This window comes from Bartonella sp. AA1HLJMS (genome assembly GCF_042197445.1).
GTDB lineage: Bacteria > Pseudomonadota > Alphaproteobacteria > Rhizobiales > Rhizobiaceae > Bartonella.
Genome location: NZ_JBHIRW010000050.1, coordinates 1 through 6582, shown reverse-complemented (window position 1 = coordinate 6582; position 6582 = coordinate 1). Strand labels below are relative to the sequence as shown.

5 protein-coding genes and 5 pseudogenes are annotated in these 6582 nt (G+C 37.3%); 3 read left to right on the top strand and 7 right to left on the bottom strand.

The genetic code is table 11. The features are described 5' to 3' along the window. Positions 1–498: 498 nt before the first annotated feature. From ACFIQE_RS08290 to ACFIQE_RS08260, 7 genes and pseudogenes are all read right to left on the bottom strand, one after another. Positions 499–672 (bottom strand): hypothetical protein, encoded by a 174-nt coding sequence (locus tag ACFIQE_RS08290; RefSeq protein ID WP_375612544.1) that lies wholly within the window; start codon positions 670–672, stop codon positions 499–501. 176 nt (positions 673–848) lie between these two features. Beyond that, a pseudogene (locus ACFIQE_RS08285) lies at positions 849–1229 on the bottom strand (crossover junction endodeoxyribonuclease RuvC); the annotation flags it as partial. Next, positions 1230–1740, bottom strand: a pseudogene (locus ACFIQE_RS08280) (lambda exonuclease family protein); the annotation flags it as partial. Between the two features lies 1 nt (position 1741). Further along, positions 1742–2521: pseudogene (locus tag ACFIQE_RS08275) on the bottom strand (ERF family protein). A gap of 937 nt (positions 2522–3458) precedes the next feature. Further along, positions 3459–4069: pseudogene (locus ACFIQE_RS08270) on the bottom strand (phage antirepressor KilAC domain-containing protein); the annotation flags it as partial. A gap of 394 nt (positions 4070–4463) precedes the next feature. Then, entirely contained in the window at positions 4464–4625 is a 162-nt protein-coding gene (locus tag ACFIQE_RS08265; RefSeq protein ID WP_375621638.1) for a hypothetical protein, read from the bottom strand. A gap of 131 nt (positions 4626–4756) precedes the next feature. Then, positions 4757–5407: a S24 family peptidase gene (locus tag ACFIQE_RS08260; protein ID WP_375707516.1), complete on the bottom strand. Its 651-nt coding sequence runs from the start codon at positions 5405–5407 to the stop codon at positions 4757–4759. Positions 5408–5457: 50 nt separating this feature from the next. Here ACFIQE_RS08260 and ACFIQE_RS08255 point away from each other — a divergent pair, with 50 nt between their 5' ends. The 3 genes and pseudogenes from ACFIQE_RS08255 to ACFIQE_RS08245 form a co-directional block, all read left to right on the top strand. Further along, positions 5458–5778, top strand: coding sequence for a hypothetical protein (locus ACFIQE_RS08255; RefSeq protein ID WP_375701009.1), 321 nt, complete (start codon positions 5458–5460; stop codon positions 5776–5778). 178 nt (positions 5779–5956) lie between these two features. Further along, a pseudogene (locus tag ACFIQE_RS08250) lies at positions 5957–6073 on the top strand (exonuclease); the annotation flags it as partial. A 69-nt stretch (positions 6074–6142) separates the two neighbouring features. Then, positions 6143–6582: DUF488 family protein (locus ACFIQE_RS08245; protein WP_375707515.1), on the top strand; the 440-nt coding region annotated here is incomplete at its 3' end.

Below are 6582 nucleotides of genomic sequence, written 5' to 3'. Positions count from 1 at the left end.
TTGCTAGCGTTCCGATAGGGCTTGTAACCCAATTGTACCAAGTCCTTTGCCAATCTCGTTTGTTTGCATTTTTACCTGGGTTTGCTATCCAGTAATTTGTGAACCGTTCGACTTCTAACAGCGCCTCATCATGGGTTAAGCCTTTATCGATTGCGTATTGCAAATTAGGTTCAAAATCCTCAGGTAAGCGAAAATCATCTTTTGATTTAGTCCGCTTCGCTTTTTGGGGAACGTTCTTTTGCTTGTGATTGGGAGGTTGGTTTTCTACATCCGTTGTGATTTGCTCTGGTTAGCTTCCGCAAGTATGAATCTCTATTGACTCATGAACCTGTTCGTTTGTTTCTAAATTTTCAGAACAAATTTCTTTTTTGCTAATACGATAGTATTAGTTTTTTATTATAACTGTTATTGTTTATGTTATATATGGGCATCATTAAGCATTGCTTTAGCATCGTTAAGCATATCACAAGCATCATTTGTATGTTTATCCCATCTTGCCTACGCTGCTTTCTTTGCTCTCTCTGATAACGTCTTTGACCGTGACGTCTTCGATACCTTCTCTAAACTCTCATTAGAGTTATTGAGTTCTTCTTCAACTTTTAAACTCCATAAACACCCATCGTCTAAACGTTCGATATGACCTGTGCTTATTAAAACTTCTAACGCTTTCATGAACATTTTTACTGAACAGCCAGTGTAATCAGCCCGGACCTTCATATTATTTAAAAGTGGTTTTCCAGTATAAAGCATTTGCAAGCGTAACTTTATGTAAACTTTGCACTCAAAGGGAAATAAACAAGCAAGATCAAGAATCCATTTATCTGCAAATAGCCTCCGTCCACGGTAATTTATTGGACATGTATACCCTCTTCTTGCATTAAATATAAAATTGCTAAAGCATCTGCTTCGTTGTCGTCTTTAGGCGTATGTCCTTTTGTACACACCGCCTAAATCATTTCTTCTTTTGAGGCATTTCCTTTTCCTGTTGTTGCCTTCTTAATTGTGCCAACAGGAATGCCTTCATATAGTATCTGATGATGTTCACACCACGCTGTTAAGGTTGCTAGAAAGCCTCCGTAAATATGAGAAGCGTTTGTACCCACATGCCGGCGCACCTCTTCAAAATACACCGCGTCAATTTCATCAATGGACCTCTTTAGTTCAGTGAGCCACCGTTTAAAGCGTAAATAACGCATACCACCGCCTTCAAAACGGCGTGATTGAAAATCTTTCATGCGCAAGTGAAAGAATTCCCCCGTAAAACGTAGGTCATAGCTTACGAAATCACACCACTTTCGTTCTGTACAAGCCATTTGGAATTGCATTTGTGCGTGATATTCTGGTTTGATTTCGTCACCTATACAAAAGCGCATATGTGTTACTGATCTCGGGCATTTGACTTCGATTAAACCGTCTTCTCCAATGAAACCATCAGGGCTAGCCCCCGCCATTTCTATTGTGGAGTGTTGGATAAAGCCGCACTTTGTTATATTGACATCATAAATGAAACCATATTCTCTCAAGGCATCTTCTTCATGTTCGATACCTCATCTCATATCTTCAGTTTCATAATAGGGGCTTGTTTCGCCTGTTAAACGCTCTGTTATGAGTTTGATTTTGTAGTCTTCATATTTGCTCGTAGGCAATCCTTTTGTATTTTTATTGAGTATGTTGTAAATGTTTGATGCGATGACTTTCCCTAGACTTGCTTGAAAATCATTCTGCTGTTCGTTGCTCCATCTCACACCGCCGTTTGTTGCTCTTGTGATGGGAGCGATTGTAGAGCTTTTTCTTTTTGAATATTTTTTCTTCTTTCCAAATGCCCCAAAACCAATTCTGCTTTTTCACAAGACATATCTGTTAGTTTTCCTGCTTCTGCAAAATAGAGAAGACTAATTTCATTTGTCCCTGTTTCTTTAATTAATTATTCGATTTGCTTTATCTGTTTAGAGGAAACTTTTTGATTATTTGTATCGCCTTCTTTGGTTCGCGGTTGACCATCTGTATCGTCTTCTTTACTTGCTACATTAAGAAGCATGCATAACAGGTATCTCCCGTAGGTAAGTGTAAAACCAACTGATCGTATACTATTTTTAGAGCCTGTACTGTCAATTGGAAATGTTCCTTCTGTTGAGATTTGATTTCCTGAAGGATGAGACAGAATTATTTCTATGGTAACGTTTTTTTTCTGTTTAATGTTTAATATATTTGTATTTTGCAAGCCCGTCCTTTACAGCATCAATGTACTGATCAAGCATAGCGTATTTGCTGTTTGTATGGGTGATTGTAGAGTTTTTTCAATATTTTGATATTTTGTCTGCATAGCCGAAAGATCACGGACAAAGTTTTGGCGCTCTTGTCGTTCTATTTCTTTTTCTCTTAAATCAAGAAGACGCTTTAAGCGGTCAATACTGACATCACTTTCTAAGGCTTTATTTAAAATACATTCCATAGCAGTTTGTTCGACGGCTAAATGATGTGTTTCTTCAATTTCTATTAGGTTAGTGTTTTGTTCACTCATTTTGATTTCCTCCATTACGCGCAATTCACGTGTGGCGTGAATCACGCATGTTTTAAAAGGCTGGTTTGGCTGTTAGAAAGGGCTTATACGCTCTGTCTTTTCCTAGGGATATGTTCGGGCTTTTCTATTATAACTAATATGTGTGTTGCTTGAAATACATGTGTTACCACATACAACAGCATCACCACCAATATGAGCTTTTTCACAAATATTGCATTGCCGTGAATTTCGGCTATTCCGTAAACTTGCGTATTATCGAAAATATGTGCATTGGATTCAACACAAACGTTCCCAAAGTCTCTCAGTGCACGCATGCGACGAACTGGGCGACGATAGAGAATGTCTATTTCATCAGTAAATTCGTATTTTTTTCCATGGTTTATTGCCTCTCGCCCTTTGTGATGATTTCATCATTGATGATCTCTGCGTTTCCCTGAATAAATGCATAACCATGGATTTTGGCATTTCCTCCAATTTTTGCTCTGATAGAAATCAATGGACTGTCATAAATTTTAGCTTTTCCACTAATAAATGCAACACCAGAAACCTGTGCATTTTCGTAAATTTGTGCATTGGCAAAAACACGAATATGTCCAAAAATCTGCGCATTGCCAAAAATATTAGTTTCTCTGGTAACAGATTCACTACCAAAAACACATGCATTTTCATAAATACCAGAAATGTTATCAATATAAACATCACCAAAAACCTTGGCATAACCATAGACTTTTGCATCATCACCTACCCAGCAATTACCATCATGACTGAGGTTGTCTTCTTTTTGTATAAAGCCGCCTAGGTCGCCTGCTTTAATAGCATCAAAATCTCTTAAGGCTTTAATTCAGTGAAGAGTTTTTCCAGCAAACTCTATTGTTTCATCAGTCATTTCGTATTTCTTTTCCATGATTGTTGCTCTTAATGCATGCTTTATCTTTATAAGCTCTTGAAACTGTAAACCAATGCCTTCTGCTGCTGGTACAACTTTTTCTATTCCATTTGCGGTTTGAAGTGGATGGTCGGACAATCCATAAGTTGCTTTTGGATTTTGTCTTGATACGGTAGCAAATTTCCACCTGCTGCTCGTCTGTAAAACCACCCTTTTTGCTGTAAGAAGAGAATGAATTGTTTTGGTTGTATCTCGAGTATTTTAGCGGCTTCTGTAAGACCGAAGAGTCCGTTGTGACGTTGCAAACTTTCAAGAGCAGCTGCTTTGGGTTTAAGGATACCCACTTCACTTTTTAAAGTCTCTAATTGTGTGACACTTTCTAAAAGCAGTTTTTTCACAAAGAGAGAGTCTTCTAAAGCGTTTGCAAGGTCTAAAGGTTTCTTTGCACGCCGTTCACATTCAATAAAATATTGACGGGCTTGTTTACCTTTTTCATTACGTTCTACCATGGCGAGCTCTTTTGCCATGTCTAATGTGGGGTGATAGTCTATGGCTGTAACAGCTCTAGATTTTGCGCTCCCCAATTTTGTGGACCGCAAATCTTGTGTTTTTATAAAATCACTTTCCTCTTCAAATTCATATTGATGAATACGATCCTTAATTCAAGTAGAGAAATCTTTCCCTATTTCCAAAAATTCATGTAACTCACGTGCGTTGACCGTTTGAACGGTTTCGTGTTTGATTGTATTGTGCTGGATAGCAATAGGCTTTTCCATTACGAACCTCATGTTGATGGGATTGATGAATGAAAGGGGGCGGCGCTTTTAAATGCGCCCTTCAGAATTTAAAGCACATCACAAGGATGCAAACGGTGTTGTTGTTCGTAAGAATCATACATTGCATCGTTATATTCATGCTGTTTTATATCGTCTAAAAAAAAACGTATGCTGTAATGTGTAAAATAACGTCATGAGGTATGTTTCCGTTAAAACACTGTTCTTCATGTTCTCTAAGATAAAATTCTGCGATATCTTCAGATATATCTTCGCAGCTCTTTTAAGAAGGATTGATGCGAAAGATTTGGATTTCATTATTTGCCTCGTCAATAATTTTTAGAACTTGGCTTTCATCCAGAGGTCCTGACCGACCAATGTTTTGATCATCATCGTAGACAACTAATAAAATTTCATCAGAATTTATAAGAATTGGATTTTCCATAATTTCTCCTCTCTAACGCCTCTTGGCAATTGTTTGTGCGTGGTTTATGGATACCAATGTAGCGATTTTGAAAAATTTTTTTAAAGTAATAAACTAAAGGCTTGCTTGAAGAGAAGTATAAAAATATTAATTCATATTTTGGCTGGCTTAATCCAGTCGATAGGTGCACACCATTCTAATTCTACATCTACGATATCGGCATATTTTCCATTTATACTGGATAAAACCCATTTCCCTTTTTCTTTTCCGAAACGTAATACTTTGATGTAAACTTTTCCACATTTAGTTTTTATGATAGCGCGGTTGTTAATAAGATCTTCTGATAGCAAATGATAGGAATAAAAAAGAAGACTTCCTTCTTCAATGGCTGGAAACATAGAATCACCTACCACGCGAACAGCAACAGTTCCTTTAGGAGCAGATGGCGGGGCTTCTACTTCTTCTAGACAACCAGAATCTATTGCGATTATTTCTCCTCCGGCTCCTACAGATCCGATCAAAGGAACTAAGTGATTAGTGGGAATAGAAGCACCTGTAAGCTTTGATATTTCTAATAATTCTCGAGCAGAAATATCTCTTGTTCCTTTTAGCATTTTATTGACGGCAGCACGATCTATTGAGCGACCTAAAGAAGCGGTTAGCTGTCTTGAAAGCCCTAATTGGCTTAATCCAGCTTCAGATAAGGCATTTTGTAACCATTGCGAGATACTTATTGTCATATCTTTATTGTAGGTACGTTGTATACAATCGTCATTTTCTAATTTAGCAACATGTAGTTTCATTATAAATTTTCCTTCTTGATATTGTTTTTATAATCGCTACATAACGTGCTATGAAACAATTTTCGGAAATAATAAATCTGTTAGGTGGGGTTCGTAGGGTAGTATCTCAGCTGCTTGGGGTTCATAGAACACGCGTGTATGCCTGGCTCCGTCCTATATCAAAAGGTGGAACTGGTGGGAGAATTCCAACAAAACATATCCCAATTCTTTTGAATGAAGCCAAAAGAATTGGAGCACCGATTAAGGCAGAAGACTTTTTCTCGTTTTTTTATAGGACGCAATCATGTGATTCTAAATTATCTTCACAATCTGCTTTTATTGCTGCTTCTACAGATAGTAATGAACATCAACAGCATCATTCACACTCTTAAACAAGCATTAAATAAAGAGATCAAATTAATAGATTACGCGTCACCATGCGCACGCATAAATACGTAGAGCCTTAAAGGGGATTATGATCACTAACGCACAAACTATTTTATGTCTTGATCTAGGGACCAAGACAGGCTGGGCGATCGTGGTGCAGATGGTCACATAACAAGCGATACGAAAGTCAAGCGTGTTCTCCATGATGATCAACAAATTGAACAGATCAATCAAGCTGTTGAAACCTTTTTAGCAGAGATAGAACGAGAGATAAAACAACTCTCAACAAAAGCTGCTTAACCTTATGGGGGTGTTTTGTTCCCCGCATATCTACGAGCACCCCCACCCTTTCACATAAGGAAATTAAACGTGTGTAACATCGAACATATTATCATACAGCCTGCTAAAGATGAGGAATTTTGTTTTTTTACCATTGGCTATGAAGGTAGGTCCCTTGAGAATTATCTTAGTTGTCTCATAGAAAACAATATCAAAACTTTATGTGATGTTCGTAAAAATCCAATAAGTAGAAAACACGGATTTTCGAAAAGACAATTAGAGCAAGCTGTAAACAACATTGATATTGAATATATGCATATGCCTGAACTTGGAATTGCCTCTGAAAAACGAAGAAATTTGAAAACACAAAAAGATTATGACCTCCTTTTTAAAAATTATCGAAATACAACTCTCAAGAATAATTCTTGTGCAATAAACAAATTATATAAAATGTTTTTAAACAAAAAGCGCGTTGCAATCACCTGTTTTGAAGCCAATGTATGCATGTGTCATAGAGGACAACTCGCATT